Annotated in this window: 25 protein-coding genes and 1 other RNA gene; 20 read left to right on the forward strand and 6 right to left on the reverse strand. The window is 69.1% G+C overall.

Features of this window, described 5'->3' with window-relative positions:
- Window positions 1-306, forward strand: a 306-nt coding sequence (locus JWP28_RS00940; protein ID WP_299538945.1) for a 2OG-Fe(II) oxygenase, incomplete at its 5' end; no start/stop codon positions are given.
- A 159-nt stretch (window positions 307-465) separates the two neighbouring features.
- Here the strand turns inward: JWP28_RS00940 and JWP28_RS00945 are convergent.
- Window positions 466-1,650 carry an aminotransferase class I/II-fold pyridoxal phosphate-dependent enzyme gene (locus tag JWP28_RS00945; protein WP_299538947.1) on the reverse strand — a complete coding sequence of 395 codons (1,185 nt, stop codon included), beginning with the start codon at window positions 1,648-1,650 and terminating at the stop codon, window positions 466-468.
- 64 nt (window positions 1,651-1,714) lie between these two features.
- Between JWP28_RS00945 and JWP28_RS00950 the strand changes: the two genes are divergently transcribed.
- Both JWP28_RS00950 and JWP28_RS00955 read left to right on the forward strand, forming a co-directional pair.
- Complete coding sequence (locus JWP28_RS00950) at window positions 1,715-2,593, forward strand: AraC family transcriptional regulator (RefSeq protein ID WP_299538948.1); 879 nt, start codon at window positions 1,715-1,717, stop codon at window positions 2,591-2,593.
- 153 nt (window positions 2,594-2,746) lie between these two features.
- Complete coding sequence (locus JWP28_RS00955) at window positions 2,747-4,279, forward strand: amidase (RefSeq protein ID WP_299538950.1); 1,533 nt, start codon at window positions 2,747-2,749, stop codon at window positions 4,277-4,279.
- Between the two features lie 86 nt (window positions 4,280-4,365).
- Here JWP28_RS00955 and JWP28_RS00960 read toward each other — a convergent pair whose 3' ends face one another.
- Window positions 4,366-4,803, reverse strand: a complete 438-nt coding sequence (locus JWP28_RS00960; RefSeq protein ID WP_299538952.1) for a hypothetical protein — start codon at window positions 4,801-4,803, stop codon at window positions 4,366-4,368.
- 99 nt (window positions 4,804-4,902) lie between these two features.
- Between JWP28_RS00960 and dusA the strand changes: the two genes are divergently transcribed.
- Window positions 4,903-5,976: a tRNA dihydrouridine(20/20a) synthase DusA gene (gene dusA, locus JWP28_RS00965; RefSeq protein WP_299538954.1), complete on the forward strand. Its 1,074-nt coding sequence runs from the start codon at window positions 4,903-4,905 to the stop codon at window positions 5,974-5,976.
- Here dusA and JWP28_RS00970 read toward each other — a convergent pair.
- The 3 genes from JWP28_RS00970 to JWP28_RS00980 form a co-directional block, all read right to left on the reverse strand.
- Window positions 5,920-6,450 carry a TIGR02281 family clan AA aspartic protease gene (locus JWP28_RS00970; RefSeq protein WP_299538956.1) on the reverse strand — a complete coding sequence of 177 codons (531 nt, stop codon included), beginning with the start codon at window positions 6,448-6,450 and terminating at the stop codon, window positions 5,920-5,922. The genes dusA and JWP28_RS00970 overlap by 57 nt on opposite strands.
- Before the next feature lie 89 nt (window positions 6,451-6,539).
- Window positions 6,540-6,785 (reverse strand): DUF1289 domain-containing protein, encoded by a 246-nt coding sequence (locus JWP28_RS00975; protein WP_299538958.1) that lies wholly within the window; start codon window positions 6,783-6,785, stop codon window positions 6,540-6,542.
- Entirely contained in the window at window positions 6,782-7,213 is a 432-nt protein-coding gene (locus JWP28_RS00980) for a PaaI family thioesterase (RefSeq protein WP_299538960.1), read from the reverse strand. The genes JWP28_RS00975 and JWP28_RS00980 overlap by 4 nt, the downstream gene beginning before the upstream one ends.
- 177 nt (window positions 7,214-7,390) lie before the next feature.
- Here JWP28_RS00980 and JWP28_RS00985 point away from each other — a divergent pair, with 177 nt between their 5' ends.
- Complete coding sequence (locus tag JWP28_RS00985) at window positions 7,391-7,729, forward strand: hypothetical protein (RefSeq protein ID WP_299538962.1); 339 nt, start codon at window positions 7,391-7,393, stop codon at window positions 7,727-7,729.
- 306 nt (window positions 7,730-8,035) lie between these two features.
- Window positions 8,036-9,655, forward strand: coding sequence for a phospholipase D-like domain-containing protein (locus JWP28_RS00990; RefSeq protein ID WP_299538965.1), 1,620 nt, complete (start codon window positions 8,036-8,038; stop codon window positions 9,653-9,655).
- Here the strand turns inward: JWP28_RS00990 and JWP28_RS00995 are convergent.
- Window positions 9,576-10,379: an endonuclease/exonuclease/phosphatase family protein gene (locus JWP28_RS00995; RefSeq protein ID WP_299538967.1), complete on the reverse strand. Its 804-nt coding sequence runs from the start codon at window positions 10,377-10,379 to the stop codon at window positions 9,576-9,578. The genes JWP28_RS00990 and JWP28_RS00995 overlap by 80 nt on opposite strands.
- A gap of 187 nt (window positions 10,380-10,566) precedes the next feature.
- On the opposite strand from JWP28_RS00995, the gene JWP28_RS01000 reads away from it, so the two are divergent.
- From JWP28_RS01000 to mraY, 14 genes are all read left to right on the forward strand, one after another.
- Complete coding sequence (locus tag JWP28_RS01000) at window positions 10,567-11,769, forward strand: acyl-CoA dehydrogenase family protein (protein WP_299538969.1); 1,203 nt, start codon at window positions 10,567-10,569, stop codon at window positions 11,767-11,769.
- Window positions 11,770-11,862: 93 nt separating this feature from the next.
- Window positions 11,863-13,005 carry an acyl-CoA dehydrogenase family protein gene (locus JWP28_RS01005; RefSeq protein WP_299538971.1) on the forward strand — a complete coding sequence of 381 codons (1,143 nt, stop codon included), beginning with the start codon at window positions 11,863-11,865 and terminating at the stop codon, window positions 13,003-13,005.
- Window positions 13,006-13,068: 63 nt separating this feature from the next.
- Window positions 13,069-13,491, forward strand: coding sequence for a hypothetical protein (locus JWP28_RS01010; protein ID WP_299538973.1), 423 nt, complete (start codon window positions 13,069-13,071; stop codon window positions 13,489-13,491).
- Window positions 13,492-13,542: 51 nt separating this feature from the next.
- Window positions 13,543-14,436 (forward strand): DMT family transporter, encoded by an 894-nt coding sequence (locus JWP28_RS01015; protein WP_299538976.1) that lies wholly within the window; start codon window positions 13,543-13,545, stop codon window positions 14,434-14,436.
- On the forward strand, window positions 14,433-15,152 hold the full coding sequence (locus JWP28_RS01020; protein ID WP_299538978.1) for an N-acetylmuramoyl-L-alanine amidase: 720 nt from the start codon (window positions 14,433-14,435) through the stop codon (window positions 15,150-15,152). The genes JWP28_RS01015 and JWP28_RS01020 overlap by 4 nt, the downstream gene beginning before the upstream one ends.
- The gene (locus JWP28_RS01025; protein WP_299538981.1) at window positions 15,152-15,751 is read left to right on the forward strand and encodes an FMN-binding negative transcriptional regulator; all 600 of its coding nucleotides are present in this window, start codon (window positions 15,152-15,154) and stop codon (window positions 15,749-15,751) included. The genes JWP28_RS01020 and JWP28_RS01025 overlap by 1 nt, the downstream gene beginning before the upstream one ends.
- A gap of 102 nt (window positions 15,752-15,853) precedes the next feature.
- Window positions 15,854-16,254: RNase P RNA component class A (gene rnpB, locus JWP28_RS01030), an RNA gene on the forward strand.
- Window positions 16,255-16,549: 295 nt separating this feature from the next.
- Window positions 16,550-17,026, forward strand: coding sequence for a division/cell wall cluster transcriptional repressor MraZ (locus JWP28_RS01035; protein ID WP_299539025.1), 477 nt, complete (start codon window positions 16,550-16,552; stop codon window positions 17,024-17,026).
- On the forward strand, window positions 17,023-17,955 hold the full coding sequence (gene rsmH, locus JWP28_RS01040; RefSeq protein WP_299538984.1) for a 16S rRNA (cytosine(1402)-N(4))-methyltransferase RsmH: 933 nt from the start codon (window positions 17,023-17,025) through the stop codon (window positions 17,953-17,955). The genes JWP28_RS01035 and rsmH overlap by 4 nt, the downstream gene beginning before the upstream one ends.
- Window positions 17,952-18,377, forward strand: coding sequence for a cell division protein (locus JWP28_RS01045; protein ID WP_299538986.1), 426 nt, complete (start codon window positions 17,952-17,954; stop codon window positions 18,375-18,377). Before rsmH ends, JWP28_RS01045 begins: the two co-directional genes overlap by 4 nt.
- Window positions 18,374-20,128, forward strand: a complete 1,755-nt coding sequence (locus JWP28_RS01050) for a penicillin-binding protein 2 (protein ID WP_366143775.1) — start codon at window positions 18,374-18,376, stop codon at window positions 20,126-20,128. Before JWP28_RS01045 ends, JWP28_RS01050 begins: the two co-directional genes overlap by 4 nt.
- Window positions 20,125-21,606, forward strand: coding sequence for a UDP-N-acetylmuramoyl-L-alanyl-D-glutamate--2,6-diaminopimelate ligase (locus JWP28_RS01055; protein WP_299538988.1), 1,482 nt, complete (start codon window positions 20,125-20,127; stop codon window positions 21,604-21,606). The genes JWP28_RS01050 and JWP28_RS01055 overlap by 4 nt, the downstream gene beginning before the upstream one ends.
- Complete coding sequence (murF, locus tag JWP28_RS01060; RefSeq protein ID WP_299538991.1) at window positions 21,599-23,011, forward strand: UDP-N-acetylmuramoyl-tripeptide--D-alanyl-D-alanine ligase; 1,413 nt, start codon at window positions 21,599-21,601, stop codon at window positions 23,009-23,011. Before JWP28_RS01055 ends, murF begins: the two co-directional genes overlap by 8 nt.
- Entirely contained in the window at window positions 23,011-24,126 is a 1,116-nt protein-coding gene (gene mraY, locus JWP28_RS01065) for a phospho-N-acetylmuramoyl-pentapeptide-transferase (RefSeq protein WP_299538994.1), read from the forward strand. Before murF ends, mraY begins: the two co-directional genes overlap by 1 nt.
- The last annotated feature ends 9 nt before the right edge of the window (window positions 24,127-24,135 follow it).

Below are 24,135 nucleotides of genomic sequence, written 5' to 3' on the forward strand. Positions count from 1 at the left end.
TACAACTGCCTCCACCGGGACCTCTACGGCGAGCATGTGTTCCCGCTGCAGATCGCCGTCTTGCTGGACGAGCCCGGCGAGGACTTCACGGGCGGTGAGTTCGTGATGACCGAACAACGCCCGCGCATGCAGACCCGACCCATGGTGCTGCCGCTCCGCAAGGGCGACGCCGCCGTCTTCGCGGTCGCCGGCCGGCCTGTGAACGGCGTGCGTGGCGACTACCGGGTGAAGCTCAATCACGGCGTCAGCAAGTTGCACACAGGCAAGCGCCACACCGTAGGGGTGATCTTCCACGATGCCGCCTGAAGCCTTGCAACCGCCTCCTGAAGAGCCTCGAGGCGCCGTGGCCTCGCCTTCGAAATTCGAGCTGGCGGAGGTGACGCGCCTGGTGGCGCTTTGCGAGGGGGTCCTCGCGGACTTGGCTCCAGTGGTTGATTAGATCCCGTTCGGCCAGGCGAAATCGCTTCAGCGCGGAATTGCAGCCAGGGCCTTGTCGAGATCTTCAATGAGTGCGTCCGGGGCCTCGAAGCCGACGCCCAGACGGACCAGGCTGGGCGGAAGGTCGGCGTCACGAAGCTGCTCGGCGTCCATCATTCCCGACCACATCGCGGCGGGATGCACCACCAATGAGGAGAACGAGCCGAAGCTTGCGGCACGGTGAGCCAGGCGCAGGCCCGCAACGGTCGATTCCGCCACGGGGGCGCCTCCCGCAACTTCAAAGCTGAGCACGCCGCCGAAGCCCGTCATCTGCCGACAAGCGAGATCGTGCTGAGGATGGGTCGGCAGGCCCGGATAGTGGACCCGCTCGACTTTGGGGTGTTGCGCGAGGAAAGCCGCGACCCGCATGGCCGTTTGGTTTTGCCGCTCGACCCGCATCGGCAATGTGCGCAGCCCGCGCAGGGCGAGCCAGGCCGCGAACGGATCCAAGGTGGCGCCAAGGATATAGGCCTTCTCCCAGACGGACTCGATCTTCGCTTTGGAAGCGACGATCACGCCGGCCGAAACGTCGCTGTGGCCGGAGATGTATTTCGTCGCGCTGTGCATGACGAGATCGACCCCGAACTTGAGCGGTCGCTGATTGATTGGCGAGGCGATCGTGTTGTCGACCAGGGTCGTCACGCCGGCCGACCTGGCTATGTCGGTGGCCGCGCGCAGGTCGGTGAGCCGCAGCATTGGGTTCGAAGGGCTTTCAAGCATCATCAACCGGGTGGTCGGCCGGATGGCGTCGGCGAACCCCTGCGGGTCGACCTGATCAACGAACGAGACCTCGATGCCCAGCCGTGGCGCGATGTTCTTCAGAAGGCCCGTCGCGCCGCCGTAGAGCGCGCGCTGTGCGACGACATGTTCCCCATGAGACACGAAGGTCAGCAGGGTCGCGACGATGGCGCTCATGCCGGACGCTGTCGCGAGCGCCGCCTCGCCGCCTTCGATCGCGGCCATCGCGTCTTCGAACGCACGCGTGGTCGGGTTTCCGTAGCGGGTGTAGAATCCGGCGTGCAGGGGCTCCGTCGCCATGGCCAGGAATGTCTCCGCGTCCCCTGAGCCGAACGTGGAGGTCTGGTATATTGGCGGGCTTATGGGGTGGGAGCCGACCGGCCCCGACCCGTCCAGGTGCGCCAGCAGAGTATAGGGGTCGAAATCGGAGGTCATGAGCGTCGGTCCGAAACAGGGCGGAAGATCAGACGGCAGCTACCGCCGTGGAGACACCGTCGTCTTGTCCGATCTTGCGCACGCAAATGGCCTGGGCGACGCCCGCCAGACGCCGTCCGACAGCGTCACCTTCTGGAGGGACCCGGGGTGCGAGGGACTGGAAGCAGCGGCGGCCAGGTTCAGGAACCACAGCTTCAAGCCGCACACCCACGACGGCTTGATGATCGGCCTGATCGACACTGGCGCGAAGTCGTTCATGCGCGAGCGTCGGCGGTTTATCGCTGAGCCCGGGTCGATCTCCATCGTCAACGCCGGCGATCTCCACACCGGCAGCCGAGCGGAGGGAGAGCAGCTCAGGTATCGCGCCCTCTACATCCCGATCTCCGTCCTGTCCGACGTCGCCGGGGCCGAAGGTTCGGGGGCCGCGCCCGGCTTCCGCTCGGGTGTATTGCATGACCGCCGCGTGTTCGCAGCGCTCGGTCGAATGCACGCCTCGATCGTCGGCGGGACCAGCCGGCTGAGGCGCGAAGATGTGCGGTTCGAGGCTGTCCGCGCGCTGGCCCGCGGCCACGGCTCCTCGTGGAAGCCACGCGACCAATCCATCGCCGAGGCGTCGAGGCAAGTGCGGGCGGCCTACGCGATGATCCGCGCGCGGTTCACCGAAAACCTCTCTGTCTTCGACATCGCCGCCGCCGTCCACGTCAGTCCGTACCACCTGATGCGCCAGTTCAGACGGCACGTCGGCATTCCCATGCACACCCTGCAGACGCAGCTTCGGGTGCAGCTTGCCAGGACGCTTTTGCAGCAGGGCCTTCCGGCGTCCCAGGCCGCGCTGGATGCGGGCTTCGCCGACCAAAGTCACCTTTCGAAGCGCTTTAAGGAACTGGTCGGGACGTCGCCGGTCCACTATCAGCGCAACGCCTCAGCTTCGAGCTTCACCTGATCGCGTCGGAATGAGCTGCCGCTCAAGAACATTAGCGCCACGAACCAAGAGTCCGCATTCGGACATCACGCCAATGCCTGCTCCTGGCGCAAAGGCTCCGTGCAATGCGCGAACAGCGGTACTAGCCTTGCCCCTTTCTCGGGGGAGGCGGGCATGGGCGGCGACCAAGGTGAGGATCCGACGCGTCGGGCTGTGATCGCGTCCGGCGCCGGAGTTGTGCTGGCGGCGTCTTCGGGCGTGGCGGTGGCGGCTGGCTCCGATCTCTCCCGCATCGGCGGTTCAGCCCTGGCGGCGGCGATCCGCTCGAAAAAGGCTTCGGCGCGCGAGGTTATGGCGGCCTGCCTCGATCAAATCGAGGCAGTGAACCCGTCGGTCAACGCCGTCGTATCGATGCCGGCCCGTGAGACCCTGATGGCCCAGGCGATGGCTGCAGACGAGTTGCAGGCAAGGGGCGGGACTCTCGGGCCCTTGCACGGCCTTCCGCACGCCGTGAAGGACTTGCAGCCGGTGAAGGGTTTGCGCTTCACCCAGGGCTCGCCGATCTACAAGGACCGCGTCGCGGCGGCCGATGGCCTTATGGCGGAGCGCCTGCGCGAGGCCGGCGTCATCTTCGTTGGCAAGACCAACACGCCGGAATTCGGCTTCGGTTCGCATACCTTCAACCCGGTGTTTGGCGCCACGCATAATCCCTATGACCACAGCCGTTCGGCGGGGGGCTCAAGCGGGGGAGCGGCCGCGGCGTTGGCCTCGCGCATGTTGCCGCTGGCCGACGGCAGCGACTACGGCGGCAGCCTCAGGAACCCTGCTGGCTGGAACAACGTGTTCGGCTTCCGCACCGGTTTCGGCGTGGTGCCGGCGGCGGGGCCGGAAGTCTGGCTACCCAGCATGGGCGTGCAGGGGCCGATGGCGCGCTCGGTGGAGGACTTGGCGCTCTTGCTCTCGGTACAGGCGGGCTACGACCCGCGCAGCCCGCTCTCTCTACCTGGCGGCGGCGCCATCTACGGGCGAAGCCTCGACGCCCCTGTGAAAGGCCGCCGCATCGGCTGGCTCGGCGACTTCGGCGGCGAGGTCCCTCACGAGCCCGAGGTGTTGGATTTGTGCCGCGCGGCCCTGAAGACCTTCGAGGCCTTGGGCTGCACGGTCGAGGAGACGAAGGTCGCAGCACCCGTCGAGCAGGCCTGGCAGGCCACTATCAAGTTGCGGGCCTGGCAACAGGGTGGATCAATCCTCGCCAACTACCGCAATCCCGCCGAGCGCGCGCTGCTCAAGCCCGAAGCGGTCTGGGAGGTCGAGACGGCGCTACCGCTCACCGCCTACGAGATCACCGCCGCCTCCACGGCCCGCACGACCTGGTCGATGGCGCTCAACAGGCTGTTCGACCGCTACGACTACCTGGTACTGCCCAGCTCGCAACTGTTTCCGTTCCCGGTGGACGAGCGCTGGCCCAAGGCTGTGGCGGGCCGCGAGATGCGCACCTACCATGAGTGGATGAAGTCGGCGCTGCTGGTAACGCTGGCTGGAAATCCCGCGCTGGTGGTCCCCGCCGGCTTCGGCGCCGCGGGCCTCCCGATCGGCGTGCAAATCGTGGGGCCGAACCGCGGCGAGATTTCCTGCCTCCAACTCGCAAATGCCTACGAGGCGGCCACCCGCTGGACAGACAAGATGCCGCCGCCCCGCCGCGCCTGATCGACGGTCATCCGTAGTCCCGAACGACAGCGCCGAAGTTTCGAAACTGGAGCGGCGCCAACTCCCGCTTTTGGCGCATCGCGGGCTCAGTTCGCCAGCTTGGAAGAGGCCCTCGCTTCGACCTCGGCGATCACCGTCGCCGGAATATTCGCTGTGCGCACGTGGCGCGGACCGCGGCCGACGGCCACGCGCGCGACCTCCTTGCGATCCGGGATGGAGACGAACGACAGGTCGTTGCTACGCCCGTTCGGCAGGAGGCAGAGGCGACCGCCGTCGGCGATTTCGGCCCAGCCGGGGGCCGCCCCGACCTTGATCGTGGCGATCAGCGAGAGCTCCGGCGCCCGCACGAGCGCGACCTGATCCGACTCCCGGCCAGCGAGGCATAGCGTGCGGCCGTCAGCCGTCAGCGCCAGCCCGTGGTAAGGGGCCTCCAGCAGCCGGACGAAGGTCTCGCTGATCGAGCGGCCCTTGCGGCGGACCTGCACGCGCCAGGTCCCGGACTTTTCACGCTGGATCGAGGCCATGTCTGCGTGCAAATCCCGTGCAGTGAGACGTCGAAAAGCGGCGAATTGGGGCGTGGAACGTCGTAAAACGTCGGGCGGCCCGTCGCCGATAACGTGTTGATGTATAGAGAAAAAGTGACGGAAAATCAAGCACATAGACTGTCCGTCGCCCCCATGATGGACTGGACGGACCGGCCTTGCCGGGTCCTGCACCGGACGCTGAGCGCGCGCGCCTTGCTCTACACCGAGATGCTGACCACCGGCGCCATCCTGCATGGCGATCGCGCGCGGCTGCTGGCGTTTGACGCCGCGGAGCATCCGGTGGCGCTGCAGCTCGGCGGGTCGGAGCCGGCGGACCTCGCCCGGGCCGCACGGATCGGCGAGGCGGAGGGCTACGACGAGATCAACCTCAACGTCGGCTGCCCCTCGGACCGGGTGCAGTCGGGCCGCTTCGGCGCCTGCCTGATGCGCGAGCCGCAGCTGGTGGCCGAATGCATGGCGGCGATGGCCGCCACGGTGAAGCTCCCGGTGACCGTGAAGTGCCGCATCGGCGTCGACGACCAGGCGCCGGAGGAGAGTCTGTTCCGGCTGGTGGATCTCTGCGCCCAGGCCGGCGTGCGCCATTTCGTGGTGCATGCCCGCAAGGCGCTGCTGCAGGGCCTGTCGCCCAAGGAGAACCGCGACGTCCCGCCGCTGAACTACCCGCTGGTCTATCGCCTGAAGCGCGAGCGGCCGGAGCTGACCATCGTGATCAACGGCGGGATCGGCTCGCTGGAGGAGGCTGAGAAGCACCTGGCGGAGGTGGACGGGGTGATGCTGGGCCGCGCCGCCTACCACACGCCGGGCCTGCTGGGCGAGGTCGACGCGCGGCTGTTCGGCGACGGCGAGGTGGTCAGCCCGGCGCAGGCGGTGGCGCGCTACCGGCCCTACATCGCCCGCCAGCTGGCGGCGGGGACCCACCTGGCCGCCATGACCCGGCACATGCTGGGCCTGTTCCACGGGGCGCCGGGCGCCAGGACCTGGCGGCGGATCCTCACCGTGGAGAGCGTCAAGCCCGGCGCGGGGCTGGAGGTCGTGGACGCGGCGCTGGCCGCCGTGGCCCCTGACGTGAAGATCGAGCCGTCTCTCGAGACGGCTCTAGGGTTGCAGGATCAGCGCCTGGCGCGTCGCCTGGAAGCTGGCGAGGCGGCCTAGGTAGCTCATGCCCAGCAGCGAGGTGTCGAGGCCCTTCTCGATCACCAGGGCGTCGACGTTGTCCAGCCGCGCGCCGGCCACCGTCACGCTGGCCAGCTTCACGGCCGCGGCCCGCGTGGAGCCGCCGGCGGTGACCACCCGGTAGCCGTAGTTCAGGGCGGCCATGTCGAAGCCCAGCTTGCGGGCGTCGGCGGGCGTCAGCGCCACGGCGCTGGCGCCGGTGTCGACCAGGAAGCGCACGCTGGCGCCGTTCACCTGGCCCTGGGCCCAATATTCGCCGTCGGCGGACTTGCGGATGGTAGCCGCGGGTCCGGCCGGCGCCGGCTCGGAGATCGCCATGTGCAGGGCGGTTTCGGCGCGGGCGGCCTGGGACGCAGGCGCACGGGCGGCCAGCGTCATGATCGCCTCGGAGCAGGTGACGGCCGAAAGGCCGCTGACCACCGCCACGAAGATATATTTCGAAAGGCTCGACACGTTGCCGGGGACCCTGGCGCAGCCGGTTTCGCGCTGCTGATGCCGGGAAGGTTAAGCCTCGGGTTTTTAGAAGCCGTGAACAGGTAGGCTTAACCAAACATGGCCAGCTTCTCGGGCCGGATGCGGCTGCGGCGCGACGGGAGCTCGGCCATGATCCGCGCGCGGTCCGCGTCGGTGAGCTTCGTCCAGCCGGCGACCTCCGACAGCTGGCGGTAGCAGCCCATGCAGAGCCCGCTCTCGCCGTCCACGACGCAGACCTGGACGCAGGGCGTCTTGATGGCCGCCGGCGGGCCGGAGGCCCCACTGGGCGGCTTGGGGGCTGTGGGTGGGCTCATGGCTGCGGCAGAGCGTAGGTGACCGTGGCCTGCGCCGCCAGCCGGTCGCGGCCCTCGGTCCACAGCCGCACCTCGCACACCGCGTTGCGGCGCCCGAGCCGCAGCATCTCGGCCTCGGCGTGGATGTCGCCGGGCCGGGCGCCGCGCAGGAAGTGCATGGTCAGCGACGAGGTCACAGCCATCAGCTGGTCGCCGATGTGCGCCAGCACAAGGGCATAGGCCGCGGTGTCCGACAGCGACATCAGCGCCGGGCCGGAGATCACCCCGCCGGGCCGCAGGAGCCCGTCTCGATAGGGCGCCACCACCTTCACCCGGCCCGGCGTCACTTCGACCACGGTGGGGAAGGCGGCCGGCGGCGCGTCGGGAAAGGCCTTCTGCAACAGGGCGTTGACGCCGGCAGCGTCCAGCACGGGGATCGGGGCAGCCATGCCGCCTCATGCCATTTTCGGACGAAGCGTGACAGGTAAATTGTAGTCACAAGTAACAACAACGTAACGACCAAACGACGTAAACATTAAATACTGTTCATTGCCTGTAATTCATTTGAGATTCGGCAAGGCTGCCGTCAGTTTCCGCTCAGCAATTGTTCTGAGGGAGAAACAATCATGAAAGCCGCTGCTATCCTTCTTGCCACGCTAAGCTTCGCCGCCGCGGGCGCCGCCACGGCCTCGGCCCGGATCACCGACCTCGACTACCTGAAGGCCAACCGCTGCCGCGGCCTGGCCGCCGGCCTGGGGATCGGCGACACCGCCAGCCTTGACGCCCTGCTCAAGACCGAAGGGCTCAGCCGCAACGACGTCATCCTGCAACGCGGCAAGGACGAGCAGACCCGCGGCAAGCGCGACGCCGCCAGGCCGGATATCAGGGAGCGGCTGACCGCCGAGGTGAACGGCCCCTGCATGGCCTATCTCGGCGGCGCAAAGGCGGCCGCCGTCTCCCGCTGAGCCGCCCCAGCCCTCAGCCGTCCTAGTGTCCCGATTCCGAAGTTCGCAGGCGTTTCCGGCTGGCCTTGGTGAACTTTGGAATCGACGAGGACGCTAGCAAGTCTATGTTTCTAGTGTGCTTTCCGGATTTGAAGTTCGCTTGGCGCTTGGCCTGTGAATGTGACGAACCCAGCACACTAGCGCAGCGCGCCGTCCTTCGGGTCGGTGCGCTTTTTCTTGCGTTCCGGATCGTGGAACCCAACCTTTGCGGCGGGCCTTTGATCGGAGGCTAGCGCCCCGATTCGGGGTGGAGGGATCCGTGACAGCTTGACCTCGGTTCTGAGACCCGGCGAGACCTGCTGGCGCACGGCGCGGGCGGACCGGGCGGCCTTCCTCGTCGACACCGAGGCCTATTTCACCGCGGTCTTCGACGCCTTGCAGAAGGCCCGCCGCTCGATCCTGCTGCTCGGCTGGGGGTTCGACCCGCGCACGCGGCTGTTCCCTGACGGCTACGACGGCCCCGACGACCCGGACGAGGTGGGCCGCATCCTGGTGGAACTCGCCTGCGCGCGGCCCGAGTTGGACGTCCGCCTGCTGATCTGGCGCTCAGCCCTGCCGATCGCCGCCCAGCAGGAGTTCTTCCCACACAAGGCCCGCGCCTGGTTCAAGGACACGCCGGTGAAGTTCCGGCTGGACGACCATGTGCCGTTCGGGGCCTGCCACCATCAGAAGGTGCTGGTGATCGACGACCGGCTGGCGTTCTGCGGCGGCGGCGACATCTCCGTCGACCGCTGGGACACGCCCGGCCACCGCGACGACGACCCGCGCCGGATCATGCCCGACCAGGAATACCACGCCCCCCGCCACGAGGTGATGATGGCGGTCGACGGCGAGGCCGCCCGCGCGCTCGGCGACCTTGCCCGCGAGCGCTGGCGGCTGGCCACCGGCGAAACCCTGGCCCCGCCCGAGGACGCCGGCGGCGACCCCTGGCCCGAGCACGTGCCGCCGGCGATGACTAACGTCGAGGTCGCCATCGCGCGCACGGTTCCCAGCTGGAAGCGGCGCCCCGAGGTCGACGAGATCCGCCGGCTGACCCTGGCCTGCATCGCCGAGGCCAAGCAGACCATCTATCTCGAAAACCAGTACTTCACCTCGCCGCTGATCACCGAGGCGCTGGCCGCGCGGCTGGGCGAGCCGGAGGGGCCGGAGGTGGTGCTGGTCTCCACGGGCCACGCCCCCAGCTGGTTCGATCACCTGACCATGGACCGGGCGCGGGGCGCGATGATCTGGCGGCTGCGTTCGGCGGACATCTTCGGCCGCTTCCGCGCCTTCTGGCCGGCGACGGAGCGGGGCCGGACGGTGATCGTGCACTCCAAGACCAGCGTGTTCGACGACCGCATCGCCCGGGTCGGCTCGGCCAACCTCAACAACCGCTCCGGCGGCTTCGACACCGAGTGCGAGCTCGTCGTGGAGTCCGACGACGAGGACGTGCGGCGGACGATCCTGGCCTTCCGCGACCGCCTGGTCGGCCACTTCATGGGCCATACCGGCGACGCCCTGGCGAAGGCGCGCGCCGACTACGGCGGCCTGGTCGCGGCCATCGACGCCCTGAACCGCGACGGCCGGCTGCGGCCGATCGAACCGCCTTCGGTCACCGCCTTCGGTGAATTCGTCGCCAAGTACCACCTGGGCGACCCACAGGACCCGAAGGACTCCTGGAACCCGATCCGCCGCCGGGAACGGCTCTATGAGGCGGTGCGGCAGATACAGGTGCTGGAGCCGCCGGCAAGTCGTTCCTCCCTCGGCGGGAACACTTCGGGGGAGGGGGACAACGAAACCAGTCTGGAGGGGGCGCGAAGCCCCAAGCTCAGCGTCGGCCGCTTCGCGCCCCCTCCGTCGGCTTCGCCGCCACCTTCCCCGTCGTCTTCGCGTCGAGGGAGGAACTGATCTCGAAGTCCATCACCAGCGGCAGGTGGTCGGACGCGACCCGGGTCAGCGGTGAGAACGGCGCGAAGACGTCCGTGACCTTGATCTCCGAGCTTACGAACAGGTGGTCGATACGCAGCACCGGCAGGGGCGAGGGGAAGGTCGAGGTGGGCGAGGTCTTCGGCGAGAGTCCACGCGCGGCCTTCAGCCGGGCGACCAGGGTGCGGTAGACCACAGAAGCGGCGGTGGCGTTGAAGTCGCCCAGCAGGATCTTGGGCCCCTGGCAGAGGGGGTGCTGTAGCCAGGCCGGGCCGGCGAGCCAGGCCGCCTGGATCTGCTGCTCGCGCGGCACCAGCCCAAGGTGCGTGTTGATGATCTGCACCGGCACGCCCTCGATCTCCACCTCGACCCACAGCGCCCCGCGCGGCTCCAGCGCCCGGATGCGGTCGTAGCCGGGCAGGGGACCCACCTGCATCAGCCGCTCGGGGAAGCAGGTCAGGATGGCGTCGCCGTAGCGCTCCTCCTCAACCGTCAACGCCGCGTGGAAGTGACAGGCCATGTCGAGGCCACGCGCGATCTCATGGGCCTGGTCGACCCCGCCGGTCCGCGCCCGGCCCACGTCCAGTTCCTGCAGCGCCACGATGTCGGGCTCCAGCGCCGCCAGCACCTCGACGATCCGCGCCACGTTCAGCCGCCGGTCGTTCCCGACGCAGCGATGCACGTTGTAGGTGACAATCCTGGGCATGGGTGGGGAGGCGTGCACGGCTTCTGCGGCGTAGGCAAGCCGAGGGAACGGCTGGAGCTGCGGCAGGGTTCGCGGCCGGCGACCACCATGACGCTTACGTTAACGTCATCTTCCCTTTGCCGCGGCTTCCGGCGTATGGTCGCGACCCTGTGGATACGCCGTAAACAGGCGCGCCAGGGAGACGGCCATGAACCTCGACTTCACGCCTGAAGAGAACGCCTTCCGCCAAGAGGTCCGGGCCTTCATCACGGAAAACTATCCCGCCGAGCTGCGCGCGGCGCAGGAGAGCGGCCGGCCGCTGAGCAAGGACCAGTACCTCTCCTGGCACAAGGTGCTGGCCAAGAAGGGCTGGGTCGCGCCGTCCTGGCCGAAGGAGTTCGGCGGCACCGGCTGGACGCCGACGCAGAAGTACATCTGGTCCGAGGAGCTGGCCGACGCCGACGCCCTGCCGGTGCTGCCGTTCGGCGTCGCGATGCTGGCGCCGGTGATCTACACCTTCGGGACCGAGGAGCAGAAGGCGCGGTTCCTGCCGGGCATCTATAATGGCGAAGCCTGGTGGTGCCAGGGCTACTCCGAGCCGGGCGCGGGCTCCGACCTCGCCTCGTTGAAGACCAAGGCCGAGCGGATCACTACCGACGACGGCAAAGAATATTACATCGTGAACGGCCAAAAAACGTGGACGACGCTGGCCCAGTTCGCCGACTGGGGCTTCTTCCTGGTCCGCACCGACCCCGACGCCAAGCCGCAGGCGGGCATCTCCTTCCTGCTGATCGACATGAAGAGTCCGGGCATCGACGTCCGGCCGATCGTCACCCTGGAGGGCGGCCATGAGGTGAACGACGTCTTCCTCGACAATGTGAAGGTGCCGGTCGAGAACCGCATCTTCCACGAGAACCAGGGCTGGACCTGCGCCAAGGCGCTCTTGGCCCACGAGCGGTCGGGGATCGCCGGGGTGGCGCGCTCCAAGCGCGGCCTGGAGAAGCTGCGCGACATGGCCAGGACCGAGCGGTCGGACGCCGGCGGGGCGCTGCTCAGCGACGCCTTCTTCCGCCGCAAGGTGGCCGAGCTGGAGATCGACCTGACGGCGCTGGAGTTCACCGAGCTCCGCACCATGGCCGGCGAATCGAGCGGCAAGGGCCCGGGCGCCGAGAGCTCGATCCTCAAGATCAAGGGCACCGAGATCCAGCAACGGCTGCAGGAGCTGGCGCTGGAGGCGGTCGGCCACTACGGCGCCCCGTTCCTGCGCGACCTCGGCCACAACGCTCAGATCGGGCCGGACTATGCGGCGGGCGTCGCCGGCGAGATGTTCAACGGCCGCAAGACGTCGATCTTCGGCGGCTCAAACGAGATCCAGCGCAACATCATCGCCAAGATGGTTCTGGGGCTCTGACTTCGGCTTCACTTCGCCCGGCTCAGCGCAGACACCCCCACCCCTAACCCCTCCCCGCAAGCGGGAGGGGGACCTTCGGAGTAAGGCCCTCAGATGGATTTCAGCTTCACCGAAGAACAGTCGATGCTGCGCGACACGGTCGCGAGCTATCTGGCGGACCACTATTCGTTCGATCAGCGCCGCGCGATGCTGGCGCAGGAGCCGGGCTGGAGTCCGGCGACGTGGAAGGCCTTCGCCGAGGAGCTGGGCATCCTGGGCGCGCCATTCTCCGAAGAGCTGGGCGGCCTGGGCGGCGGGCCGGTCGAGAACATGATCGTGATGGAGGAGTTCGGGAAGGCGCTGGTCGTCGAGCCCTACCTTTCGACGGTGGTGATCGGCGGTGGCTTCCTCAAGCACTCCGGCCATCCACAGGCCGAGGCGCTGATCGGCCAGATCATCGCCGGCGAGGCGATCTTCGCCTTCGCCTACGCCGAGCCGCAGGGGCGCTACAACCTCGCCGACCTGAAGACCACGGCGAAGAAGGACGGCGGGTCCTGGGTGCTGAACGGCCACAAGGCGGTGGTGATCGGCGCGCCCTACGCCACCCACCTGATCGTCACCGCGCGCACCGCCGGCGGGCAGCGCGACGCGCAAGGGGTCAGCGTCTTCATCGTCGAGAAGGCCGCGCCGGGCGTCACCACCCGCGACTACGCCACCGTCGACGGCTTCCGCGCCTCCGAGGTCATCCTCGAGAACGTCAAGGTCGGCGCCGACGCCCTGGTCGGGCCCGAGGACCAGGCCCTGCCGCTGGTCGAGAAGGTGGTGGACGAAGCGATCGCCGCCACCTGCGCCGAGGCCTGCGGGGTGCTGGCCAAGCTGCACCAGAGCACCCTCGACTACACCCGGCAGCGCAAGCAGTTCGGCCAGCCGATCTCGTCCTTCCAGGTGCTGCAGCACCGCATGGTCGACATGTTCATCCAGCTCGAGCAGTCGGTCTCGATGACCTACATGGCCACCATCAAGCTCGCCGACGACCGGGAACGGACCAAGGCCGCCGCGGCCGCCAAGGTGCAGATCGGTAAGGCCTGCAAGTTCGTCGGCCAGAACGCCATCCAGCTGCACGGCGGCATGGGCATGACCGACGAAATGGCCATCGGCCACTACTTCAAGCGCGCCACCATGATCGAAAGCGCCTTCGGCAGCACCGACCACCACCTGGCCCGCTACGAGTTCTTGAGCCTCGGCCAGGCGGCTTAGTGCTATAGCCCCCGGCTCATCGTCGATCGGCCCATCGGCCGGCGGGATGGGCGGAGATCTGAATTGGCTGTGCTGAACCCCAAGAGCCGGATGGACAAGATTGGCGTGAAGCCCGGCATGCGGGTCGCCGTCATGGGCGTCGCCGATCCGAAATTCAGCGCCGAGCTCGCCGAAAAGGGCGCGGTTCCGGTGACTGCGCTGGCGGACCTGGACCTGCTGTTCTACGCCGCCGACGACGCCGGGGCCCTGGCTCGCGTCGATGCCCTTGTCCCCATGCTGGCCGAGACCGGCGCGCTCTGGATCGTCTCGCGCAAGGGCAAGGCCGCCACGGTCAAGGATGTGGAGGTCATGGCCGCCGCCAAGGCCCATGGCCTGGTGGACAACAAGGTGGTGGCGTTTTCGCCGACGCTCACCTCGCTGCGGTTCACGCGCCGCAAGGTTGAGATCCAAGCCGGGGATTCAGTTGTGCCTGAGGCCCAAATCTAATCAGAAGCCGAGGCGTGACGGCCACGTCGACGCGCTTTAAGCGCAGCACCCATGTCTCTGCGCGATTTCGGGCTCCTGGTGCTGGTCTGCCTGGTTTGGGCCTCGAACAATATCGTCTCGAAATATGTGGTCAGCCACCTGGGGCTGCCGCCGCTGTTCTATGCGGCAGTGAGGTTCGGGATCGTGGCGCTGGCGACGCTGCCCTGGCTCTGGCCGATGCCGCGCCCGAGGTGGCGTCTTGTCGTCGTGGCGCTCCTGATGGGCGGCGGCAATTTCGCCTTGCTGTTTATCGGCCTGAAGACCTCGACGCCCTCGGCCGCGGCGGTGATCAGCCAGCTGGGCGTCCCGATGACCACGCTGCTTTCGATGGGTATGCTGGGCGAGCGGATCCATTGGCGCCGTGCGCTCGGCATCGGCCTGACCTTCGCGGGCGCGCTCGCGGTCATGTACGACCCCAACGGATTTTCGATCTCGCAGGGCCTGCTCTATGTCGTGGCGGCGGCCTTCGCGGGCTCGCTGGGCGCGGTGATGATGAAGCAGATCGAAGGCGTGAAACCGCTGCAGTTCCAGGCCTGGGTGGGGTTCGCGTCCTTCTGGCCGCTGGCGATCCTGTCGGCGGTCCTCGAGCCTGGGCAGCTGGGGCAGGGGCTCGCCGCCGGCTGGCCGTTCTTCGCCGCGGTGCTCTATTCCGGGCTGGTCGTCTCGGTCGGCGCGCACACGATCTACTACTTCCTGATCGGCCGTTATGAGGCCAACCTGATCTCGCCGTTGACGCTGATGACGCCGCTGGCCACCATCGCGCTGGGGGTTGCGATCTTCCACGATCCGTTCGGCGTGCGGATGGCGGTCGGAACGGCCATCGCGCTCTCGGGCGTCCTGATCATCGCGCTGCGCAGGAACCAGGTCATGCCGCTGCTGCTCGCCATCCGGAACCGCGCGCAATGAACCTCATCGAGGCGCCCAGCCCAAATTTCGACGCCCGCACCGCGCCGCCCGACATCCTGGTGCTGCACTACACCGGCATGCGGGGCGGCGAGGCGGCGCTGGACCGCTTGCGCGACCCCGAAGCCAAGGTCTCGGCCCACTACATGGTCGAGGAGGACGGCCGCGTCTTCCGCCTGGTGCCCGAGGAACGCCGTGCGTGGCACGCGGGTGTCTCGTACTGGAAGGGCGAGCGCAACATCAACGGGGTCTCCATTGGCGTCGAGATCGTCAATCCGGGCCACGAGTTCGGCTACCGCCCGTTCACGGAGCCGCAGATCGCCGCGGTGATCGAACTCGTGGGCGACATCCGCAGCCGCTGGACGATCGGCGACGACCGCATCGTCGGACATTCCGACGTAGCCCCCGGGCGCAAGGACGATCCCGGCGAGCTGTTCCCCTGGAAACGGCTGGCGCAGGCCGGCCACGGCCTCTGGGTCGAGGCCCCGCCGGCGCCGGGCAAGCCGCTGGCCGAGGGGGCCGAGGGCGTGGAGGTCTTCGCCCTGCAGGCAGGCTTCACGCGGCTCGGCTACGACCTGCCGCCGTCCGGCCAGTTCGATGTCGCCACCAAGGCCGTGGTCGCCGCTTTCCAGCGGCATTGGCGCCAGGACAAGGTGGACGGGATCGCGGATGGGGCGACGCGGGCGCAGCTGATCGCACTGCTCAGGCTCGCCGGCTGATGCATCCGCAACCGGCCTTCCGTGAGGTCGAGGTCGAGCCGCTGCTGGCCTGCCTCGCCGAGAATCCCTTCGTGACGCTCGCCGCGGCGCCGCACGGCCGCCTGCTGGTCGCCCATGCGCCGGTGGTGATCCGTCGTCTCGAAAAAGGGCCGGCCCTCGACTTCCACCTGTCGCGCGGCAATGCGCTCGCCGCCGCCATCGCCGAGGGCTTCCGGGCCGTGGCGGTGAGCCTTGCGGCCGACGCCTACGTCAGCCCCGACTGGTACGCCAGCGCCGACCAGGTCCCGACCTGGAACTATATCAGCGTCGAGGCGGAGGGGCCGGTGGCGGCCCTGGACGAGGCGGGCCTCGTGACCCTGCTTGACGATCTCGCGGCCCAGGAAGAGGCGCGGCTGGCGCCGAAGCCGCCGTGGACGCGGGCCAAGATGTCGCCCGGCCGGTTCGAGGCCATGACCCGGGCCATCGTCGGCGCCCGGATGAGCGTCGAGCGCCTGGAAGGGACCACCAAGCTCTCGCAGAATAAGGACGCGGCCGACCGCGCCGGGGTCATCGCTGCGCTCGGCGACCATCCGATCGCGCGGCGGATGCGGGGCGAATGAGCGGCGTCCTGCTGTGATGGGCCAAGCCATTCCCGAGTTGGGGCGCGGGCGCGGGCGCTCGCGCTTGACCTCCCCGTCCCGAACGACCACGTTCGGGGCGGACCAGACGGCCGGGCGGTCGCGGCCTCCGCAAGGAGGTCGAGGAAAGTCCGGGCTCCACGACGACATGGCGGCGGGTAACGCCCGCCGGGGGCGACCCCAGGGATAGCGCCACAGAAAGCAAACCTCCGCTCTCCGGAGCGGGAAGGGTGAAAGGGTGCGGTAAGAGCGCACCGCGTCCCTGGCAACAGGGACGGCATGGCAAGCCCCGTCAGGAGCAAGACCGAATAGGGACCGTGCGCCCTCCGTAGCCTTGGCGAAGGAGGGCAGGGCTGTCGTAGGCCTGGGCGGTCCGGGTAGGTCGCGAGAACCGTCCCGCGAGGGGCGGTCCAGAGGAATGATCGCCGCGTCCGGCGCTTCGGCGCCGGACGGCACAGAACCCGGCTTACAGGCCGTCTGGTCCATTTTTTCAAAGTTCCTCCGCCTCCCTCAACTCCGCGGTTCGGGGGAGGAGCGTCCGTTCGTTAACAAGCGGGGCCATAGTTCTCTGTATGTTCTGTGGATAAGAACTTCTGGTTAACCATACTTGGGTGCGACACCTTGGTTTCTCTAGGAAAGAGTCGTTCAGAGTCATTTACTCCCAATTCATCCCATGATAGCCCATTCGTACTTCGCTAACCAAAACCGGCGGGTTGGGGCGGGCTGTCGGGCGAAGGCGTAGGACCGCTAGTGGAGCGGTCGGATATCGGGGGCGTGGCGGTGTTTCTCTCGACTTTCGAGAAACAGCTGGACGGCAAGCGGCGCATCGTCGTGCCGCAGGAGTACCGCGCCTTGACCTCGGGCCCCTTCGACGGGGTGTTCTGCTTTCCCTCCATCGAGGCCGACTGCATCGAAGGCGGCGGCAAGGCGCTGTTCGACCGCTACCTGGGCGTGATCGAGGAGCTGGAGTTCGGCGACCCGATCCGCAGCGCGCTGGAGACCTCGGTGCTGGGCGGCATGGCGCGCCTGAGCTTCGACACCGCCGGCCGCATCACCCTTCCGGAAATCCTCTGCGAGCAGTTCGGCCTCACCGACTGGGTGGTGGTCGTGGGCCTCGGCGACCGCTTCCAGATCTGGCAGCGCGAGGCCTTCCAGGCGCACCGCGCCGCCCAGCGCGAGGTCGCCCGCGAGGGCCTGGCCTCGATGCGCGCACAACAGCGCGCCGCGCGCCTCGCCTCGCCGGGAGGGGCCGGATGACCTCCCCGCACGCGCCCGTCCTGCTCGACGAGGTCGTGGACGCGCTGCAACCCCGCGCCGGCAAGACGCTGGTGGACGGCACCTTCGGCGCGGGCGGCTACAGCCGCGCCCTGCTGGACGCCGGCGCCAGCGTCATCGCCTTCGACCGCGACCCCTCGGCCCGCCGCTTCGCCGACGGCCTGCCCGCCGACCGCTTCCGCCTGATGGAAGGCCGCTTCTCCGAGCTGGACGCCGAGACCGGCGAGGCCGCCGTCGACGGTGTGGTGTTCGACATCGGCGTCTCCTCCATGCAGCTCGACGAAGCCCAGCGTGGCTTCTCCTTCATGCGCGACGGGCCGCTCGACATGCGCATGGCCGCCGACGGCCCGACCGCCGCCGACCTGGTCAACGAGACCGAGCCCGCCGAGCTCGCCCGCATCCTGTTCGTCTACGGCGAGGAGCGGGAGAGCCGCCGGATCGCGCGCGCCATCGCGCGGCGCCGCGAGGAGCAACCTTTCACCCGCACCCTGGAGCTGGCGGAGTTCATCGAGAAGGCGCTGGGTGGCCGCAGGGGCGCCAAGGTGCATCCGGCGACCCGCTCCTTCCAGGCCATCCGCATCGCCGTGAACGAGGAGCTGTCGGAGCTGGAGGCGGGCCTCGCCGCCGCCGAGCGGGCGCTGAAGTCCGGCGGGCGCCTCTGCGTCGTCACGTTCCATTCGCTGGAAGACAGAATCGTGAAGACCTTCCTGGCGGTGCGAGCGGGTAAGACGCCGGGGGGATCGCGCCATGCGCCGCCGGTGGAGACCGCCGCGGCGCCGAGCTTCCAGCTGCTCTTCAACGGCGCCCAGACGCCGTCGGCGGCGGAGCTGGCGGCGAACCCCCGGGCCCGTTCGGCGAAACTCAGGGCGGCGGTGCGCACCGACGCCCCCGCCTGGAGGGCCGCGGCATGAGCTGGATCAATCGCAGGGTGCGCGGCTTCCGGCTGATCGACCTGGTGGCGGTTGGCCTGCTCGCCAGCCTGATCCTCGGGGTCTACCTGGCCAAGACCATCGCCGGCGGCGAGCGCGCCAAGATCGCCGTTGTCGAGCGCCAGATCGTCGCGGAAAAGGCCCGCGTCCGGCTCCTGAAGGCCGAGGTGAGCCACCTGGAGCAGCCGGCCCGCATCGAGCGCCTTTCCGAGACCTACCTGGGCCTGGCCCCCGTTCCCATCAAGCACGAGGCCACGCCCGACGCCCTGCCGGAACTGGCGCTGAAGCCCATCGCCGCCCCCGCCGTCCCGGTCCAGGCGACACCCGACCCGATGACGGTCGCCCCGCAGGAACCGGCCGCGCCGCTCGCCACCACAACCGTCCTCGCCGAGGTCGCGCGATGAGCCTTGGGCAGTCGACCTTCGGCCCGTCCTGGCTCTCGCGCCGCCTGCTCGGCTGGGTCTGGCGCCTGGAGCACGCCTTCGAGCGCGCGCGGGCCTCAGGCCGAGCCGAGGACGACACCCGCATCCGCATCTTCTTCGTCCTGGCGCTGTTCGGCGCAGGCTTCGTGACGCTGGCCATCGGCGCCACCCACGCGGCCCTGTTCTCCGGCGCGGGCCGCGGCGACGCCGTCCCGGCCATGGGCGCGGCGCGCGCCGACCTCGTCGACCGCAACGGCGAGATGCTGGCCGCCGACCTCCTGCACTACGGCCTCTACATCGACCCGCGCGAAATCTGGGACAGCAACGAGACCCGCCGGGCGCTCACCGCCAACCTGCCGGAACTGACGCCGGAGCGCCTGGAGCGCGCCCTGCGGGCCGGCAAGCGCACCTTCGTCGTCGGCGGCCTGACGCCGGAGGTCCGCGCCCACGTCCACGACCTCGGCCTGCCCGGCGTCAGCTTCGAGCCCGAGCAGAAGCGGGTCTATCCGCTGGGCTACACCGCCGCCCACCTGGTGGGCTTCGCCGACACCGGCGGAGAGGGCCTGGCCGGGGCCGAGGCCGCGCTGAACGACGACATCCGCAACGCCGCGGCCGGGCAGGGCTCCGTCCCGCTCTCCATCGACCTGCGCATCCAGGCGGCGCTGGAGGACGAACTCTACAAGGCCACCGCCGAGTTCAAACCCAAGGGCGCGGCGGGCGTTGTGGTCAACGTCCACACCGGCGAGATCCTCGGCTTGGCCAGCTATCCCACCTTCGACCCCAACCAGCCGGGGAAGGCGAGCCTGGACGCGCGCCTCAACCGCGCGGCCGGCGCCATCTACGAGATGGGCTCGACCTTCAAGGGCTTCACGGTGGCCGCCGGCCTCGACGCCAAGGTCGCCACGCCCAGCTCGACCTTCGACGCCACCCACGACTTCAAGCTCGGCTACCGCACGATCCACGACTACCACGCGACCCACGCCATGCTGACGCTGGTCGTGGTGTTCCAGCACTCCTCGAATATCGGCACGGCGCGCCTCGGCGAACAGATCGGCGCCGATCGCCTGCACGCCTATTTCAAGTCCTTTGGCCTGCTGGACCCCGCCAAGATCGAGTTGATCGAAACGGCCCGGCCGCTGACGCCCAGGGTCTGGGACGACGACACCGTCGCCTCCACCTCGTTTGGCCACGGCGTGAACGTCACCCCGCTCGCAATCGCCAGGGCTTATTCGGGCTTGCTGAACGGCGGCGAATTGCTGCCGCTGACCATCAGGAAGCTGCCGCCAAACGCCCAGGTCCACGGGCCGCGAATCATCTCGCGGGACACGGCGGCGACTCTGCTGCAGATCATGCGCTCCAACGTCAGTTGTACCTGCGGGTCCGGCAAATCGGCCAACGTTCCAGGCCTCAACGTCGGCGGCAAGACCGGCACCGGCGACAAGTGGGACCCCCTGGCGAGGCGCTACTCCAACACCAAGCAGGTGTCGTCCTTCGCCGCGGTCTTCCCCACCGACGGTCCGTTGGATGCGCCGCGCTACTTCGTACTCGTTCTTCTCGACGAGCCGCAGCGCGGCAAGACCGGCCTGGATCCGACCGGCGGCATCGTCGCCGCGCCCGCCGCGGGCCACATAATCGAACGGATCGCTCCCTTCCTGGGCGTCCAGCGCCGCGTCGATACGGCGCCGTTCACGCCCGCCGACACCGGCACGGCCGCTGCCGCGGAGGAGCATTGACCATGCGCCTGTCCGACCTCGTAAAGCGCGACCTCAGCGTCGATCCGCAAATCCAGGGCGTCACCGCCGACAGCCGCAAGGTGCGGCCGGGCTTCCTGTTCGCGGCCCTGCCGGGCGCCAAGGTCGACGGGCGCAGCTTCGCCCCGCGCGCGGTCGAGCAGGGCGCGGCCGCGGTCCTGGCCGGCCGCGAGATCGAGGGCCTGCCGGCGCCGCTGGTGATAGCCTCCGATCCCCGCCGCGCCTACGCGCTCGCCGCCGCCGCCTTCTGGGGCGCGCAGCCGGCCACCTGCGTCGCCGTCACCGGCACCAACGGCAAGACCTCGGTCGCGGGCTTCTGCCGCCAGATGTTCGCCCGCGCCGGCTTCAAGGCCGCCAGCATGGGGACGCTGGGCGTGCGCATCAGCGTGCCCAAGACGCAAGAGGGGGGCGCGGAGGATGAGCAGATAACCCCGCCCGGCCTGACCACCCCCGACGCCGCCGACGTGGCCGAACTGCTGGCCCGCGTAGCGCAGGCCGGCGTCACCCACCTGGCGCTGGAGGCCTCCTCGCACGGCATCGACCAGCGGCGCCTCGACGGGGTGAAGCTCACCGCCGCTGGCTTCCTCAACCTCACCCAGGACCACCTCGACTACCACGGCACGATGGGCGTCTACCGCGCCGCCAAGCTGCGCCTGTTCGAGACCCTGCTGGCGCGCGGCCGCACCGCCGTGCTGAACGCCGATTCCGACGCCTATCCGGCCTTCGCCGGCGTCGCGGTGAGCGCCGGCCAGGGGGTGATGAGCGTCGGCGAGGCCGGGCAGGGGCTGCAGCTCGTGGAGCGCGCCCTGCTGCCTGGCGGCCAGCAGCTGAAGGTGCTGCACGACGGCAAGACCTATGACCTGCGCCTACCGCTGGCCGGCGCCTTCCAGGCCTCCAATGCGCTGGTCGCGGCGGGCCTCTGCATCGCCGCGGGGCTTTCGGTCGAGCAGGCGCTGGCTGGCCTCGAGGCGCTCGAGGGGGCGCCTGGGCGGCTGCAGCGCGTGGGGGAGGGCCCGCGCGGCGGCGAGGCCTATGTGGACTACGCCCACACCCCGGACGGCCTGGAGACCGTGCTCAGCGCCCTTCGCCCGCACGTGCGCGGCAAGCTGATCGTGGTGTTCGGGGCCGGCGGCGACCGCGACCGCGGCAAGCGTCCGCTGATGGGCAGGATCGCCGCCGACCTCGCCGACGTCGCCATCGTCACCGACGACAATCCCCGCAGCGAGACACCCTCCGCCATCCGCGCCGAGATTCTCAACGGAGCTCCCCCGTCTTCAAGAAGTGGCGGCGCCCAGGAGATCGGCGACCGGCGCGAAGCGATCCGGGCGGCCGCCGCCCTGCTCGGCGAGGGCGACATCCTGGTGGTGGCCGGCAAGGGCCACGAACAGGGCCAGATCATAGGCGATGTGGTGCATCCGTTCGACGACGTCGCCGAGACCGAAAGCGCCCTTCATGGCTGAACCGCTCTGGACGTCCGACGAGATCATCGCGGCCACGCGCGGGAAGCTGGCCGGCAAGCCCTTCGTGGCCACCGGCGTCTCCATCGACACCCGCACGATCGAGCCGGGCGACCTCTTCGTGGCCCTGGGCGGCGTCCGCGACGGCCATGAGTTCGTCGAAGAGGCCATGGCCAAGGGCGCGGCCGGCGTGCTGGCTTCGCGGCAGGTGTTCGGCTCGGCGGTGATGGTCGATGACGTCCTGAAAGCCCTCGAGCGCCTGGGCGCGGCGGCCCGCGACCGCGCCCCGCAGGTCCGCCGCGGCGCCGTCCCCGGCTCGGTCGGCAAGACCAGCGTCACCCAGGCGATCGTGGCCGGGCTGAAGCTCGCCGGCCGGGCGCATTCGTCGGTGAAGTCCTACAACAACCACATCGGCGTGCCCCTGACCCTGGCCCGCATGCCGCGCGACACCGAACGCGCGGTCTTCGAGATCGGCATGAACCACGCCGAGGAGATCCGGCCGCTGACCCGCATGGTCCGCCCCCACGCCGCGGTAGTGACTACGGTCGGCCCGGTGCACGTGGAAAACTTCCCGGACGGCGAGGCCGGCGTCGCCAAGGCCAAGGCGGAGGTGTTCGCCGGGCTGGAGGTGGGCGGCGTCGCGGTGCTGAACGCCGACGACCGCTGGTTCGACGTCTTGAAGGACGAGGCGCTGAAGGTCGGCGCCGCGGTGCGCACCTTCGGCCACGGGGAGCGCTGCGACGCCCGGCTGATCGATTTCCAGGGCGCGCCCAATGGGACCGAGGGCGGCCATGCCGTCGTCCAGGCCCGCTTCCACGGCAAGGGCCTCGACTTTCCGATCCTGCAGACCGGCTTCCACTGGGGCCTGAACTCCATGGCCGTGCTGCTGATGCTGGAGGCGCTCGAGGTCGACCTGGGCGACAGCCTTGCGGCGCTCGGCAGCTTCGAGCCGCTGGAAGGCCGCGGCGCGGAGCGGACGATCCGCTTGCCCAAGGGCGGCTTCACCCTGATCGACGAAAGCTACAACGCCAACCCGATCTCCATGGCCGCGGCCATCGCCACCCTGGGCGCGCGCGCGACGAGCGGGCGCAAGATCGTGGCGCTGACCGACATGCTGGAGCTGGGGGAGGAAGCCCCCGGCTTCCACGCCGCCCTCGCCGAGCCGCTGGCCGCCGCCAAGGTGGATCTGGTGTTCTGCGCCGGCCCCCTGATGAAATCCCTGTGGGACGCCCTTCCTCCGACTCGGCGCGGCGGCTACGCCGAGACAGCGGCGGAACTCGCGCCGCTGGTCGTCCGGACCGCAGAGCCCGGCGACGTCGTGATGGTGAAGGGCTCGAACGGATCGAAGGCGGGCGCCGTTGCGGCGGCGCTTACGGCCCTCGACGCCCGCTCGGGGGAGGCCGGCTGATGTTCTACTGGCTCTATGAGCACTTCTCCGCCGGGGGCCACGGCCACGTCTCGATCCTCAACCTCGTCAAGTACCTGACCTTCCGCACCGGCATGGCGGTGTTCACCGCCCAGGTGATCGTGGTGGCCATGGGCTCGCGCTTCATCCGTTGGATGCAGGCCAAGCAGGGCAAGGGCCAGCCGATCCGCGCCGAGGGCATCCAGCGCCACATCATCGAAAAGGCCGGCACGCCGACTATGGGCGGGGTGATGATCCTGGCCGGGCTGATGATCGGCACCCTGCTGTGGGCGGACCTCTCCAACATCTACGTGTGGGCGGTCCTGTGGGTCACCGCCGGCTACGGGCTGCTGGGCTTCCTCGACGACTACGCCAAGGTCACCAAGCAGTCCTCGGAGGGCATCTCCGGACGGGTGCGCCTGCTGCTCGAGGCGGGCATCGCCATGTCGGCGGTGCTGCTCATCATCCAATTCGCGGCCAAGCCGCCCGAGGCGCCGGACCTGCTCACCTCGGTGGCCTTCCCGCTGTTCAAGCAGGCGCTGCTGAACCTGCACTGGTTCTACCTGCTGTTCGGGGCCTTCATTATCGTCGGCGCCGCCAATGCGGTGAACTTCACCGACGGCCTCGACGGCCTGGCCACCGTGCCGGTGATGATCGCGGCGGCCGCCTACGGCCTGATCGCCTACCTGGTCGGCAACTTCGTGTTCGCCAACTACCTGCAGCTGCATTTCGTCCCCGGCGTCGGCGAGGTCGCCATCTACTGCGGGGCGATGATCGGAGCCGGGCTCGGCTTCCTCTGGTACAACGCCCCGCCGGCGCGGATCTTCATGGGCGACACCGGTTCCCTGGCGCTGGGCGGCGGCATCGGCGCGGTGGCGGTCGCCACCCGCCAGGAGATCGTGCTCAGCATCATCGGCGGCCTGTTCGTCGCCGAGCTGCTGTCGGTGGTCATCCAGGTGGCCTGGTTCAAGCGGACCGGGCGGCGGATTTTCCTGATGGCCCCGATCCACCACCACTTCGAAAAGCTCGGCTGGTCGGAATCGACCATCGTCATCCGCTTCTGGATCGTCTCGATCATGCTGGCCCTCCTGGGCCTCGCCACCCTGAAGCTGCGGTAGGGGAGGGCT

The sequence above is a fragment of the Phenylobacterium sp. genome, assembly GCF_028290885.1.
Lineage (GTDB): Bacteria > Pseudomonadota > Alphaproteobacteria > Caulobacterales > Caulobacteraceae > Phenylobacterium.

Excerpts from the sequence above, each read along its gene's own strand:
- JWP28_RS01050 (WP_366143775.1), top strand. The coding sequence starts at position 18,374 with ATGAGCCTTGGGCAGTCGACCTTCGGCCCGTCCTGGCTCTCGCGCCGC.
- murF (WP_299538991.1), top strand. The coding sequence starts at position 21,599 with ATGGCTGAACCGCTCTGGACGTCCGACGAGATCATCGCGGCCACGCGC.
- dusA (WP_299538954.1), top strand. The coding sequence starts at position 4,903 with ATGTATAGAGAAAAAGTGACGGAAAATCAAGCACATAGACTGTCCGTC.
- JWP28_RS01005 (WP_299538971.1), top strand. The coding sequence starts at position 11,863 with ATGGATTTCAGCTTCACCGAAGAACAGTCGATGCTGCGCGACACGGTC.
- JWP28_RS00945 (WP_299538947.1), bottom strand. The coding sequence starts at position 1,650 with ATGACCTCCGATTTCGACCCCTATACTCTGCTGGCGCACCTGGACGGG.
- mraY (WP_299538994.1), top strand. The coding sequence starts at position 23,011 with ATGTTCTACTGGCTCTATGAGCACTTCTCCGCCGGGGGCCACGGCCAC.
- JWP28_RS00995 (WP_299538967.1), bottom strand. The coding sequence starts at position 10,379 with ATGCCCAGGATTGTCACCTACAACGTGCATCGCTGCGTCGGGAACGAC.
- JWP28_RS01045 (WP_299538986.1), top strand. The coding sequence starts at position 17,952 with ATGAGCTGGATCAATCGCAGGGTGCGCGGCTTCCGGCTGATCGACCTG.
- JWP28_RS01020 (WP_299538978.1), top strand. The coding sequence starts at position 14,433 with ATGAACCTCATCGAGGCGCCCAGCCCAAATTTCGACGCCCGCACCGCG.
- JWP28_RS00985 (WP_299538962.1), top strand. The coding sequence starts at position 7,391 with ATGAAAGCCGCTGCTATCCTTCTTGCCACGCTAAGCTTCGCCGCCGCG.
- JWP28_RS01025 (WP_299538981.1), top strand. The coding sequence starts at position 15,152 with ATGCATCCGCAACCGGCCTTCCGTGAGGTCGAGGTCGAGCCGCTGCTG.
- JWP28_RS00980 (WP_299538960.1), bottom strand. The coding sequence starts at position 7,213 with ATGGCTGCCCCGATCCCCGTGCTGGACGCTGCCGGCGTCAACGCCCTG.
- JWP28_RS00955 (WP_299538950.1), top strand. The coding sequence starts at position 2,747 with ATGGGCGGCGACCAAGGTGAGGATCCGACGCGTCGGGCTGTGATCGCG.
- rsmH (WP_299538984.1), top strand. The coding sequence starts at position 17,023 with ATGACCTCCCCGCACGCGCCCGTCCTGCTCGACGAGGTCGTGGACGCG.
- JWP28_RS00975 (WP_299538958.1), bottom strand. The coding sequence starts at position 6,785 with ATGAGCCCACCCACAGCCCCCAAGCCGCCCAGTGGGGCCTCCGGCCCG.
- JWP28_RS01015 (WP_299538976.1), top strand. The coding sequence starts at position 13,543 with ATGTCTCTGCGCGATTTCGGGCTCCTGGTGCTGGTCTGCCTGGTTTGG.
- JWP28_RS01000 (WP_299538969.1), top strand. The coding sequence starts at position 10,567 with ATGAACCTCGACTTCACGCCTGAAGAGAACGCCTTCCGCCAAGAGGTC.
- JWP28_RS00960 (WP_299538952.1), bottom strand. The coding sequence starts at position 4,803 with ATGGCCTCGATCCAGCGTGAAAAGTCCGGGACCTGGCGCGTGCAGGTC.